Origin of the sequence: Stenotrophomonas sp. S41, assembly GCF_016624625.1 — a bacterium.
GTDB lineage: Bacteria > Pseudomonadota > Gammaproteobacteria > Xanthomonadales > Xanthomonadaceae > Stenotrophomonas.
On record NZ_JACVTV010000225.1, the window covers coordinates 1 to 297 of the forward strand.

At 59.9% G+C, this 297-nt stretch carries 2 tRNA genes; both read left to right on the top strand.

What is annotated here, in order from left to right:
• Window positions 1-98: 98 nt before the first annotated feature.
• Window positions 99-174, top strand: a tRNA-Ala gene (locus IAE56_RS20990).
• A gap of 46 nt (window positions 175-220) precedes the next feature.
• Window positions 221-296, top strand: a tRNA-Glu gene (locus IAE56_RS20995).
• The last annotated feature ends 1 nt before the right edge of the window (window position 297 follow it).

The following is a 297-nucleotide window of genomic DNA, read 5'->3' on the forward strand; positions in this document are numbered from 1 at the left end:
CATCACCCTTTCACGGTGGCGACCGGGGTTCGAATCCCCGTGGGGACGCCAGTTTCAAAACGGACCCTGCTCCCATGCAGGACAATCCGGAGTTTCATGGGGCCATAGCTCAGCTGGGAGAGCGCCTGCATGGCATGCAGGAGGTCAGCGGTTCGATCCCGCTTGGCTCCACCACTTCGACATTAGGCCGTCGAAGATCTACAACTTGAAGTTTTCGTGCGTCCCCATCGTCTAGAGGCCTAGGACATCACCCTTTCACGGTGGCGACCGGGGTTCGAATCCCCGTGGGGACGCCAA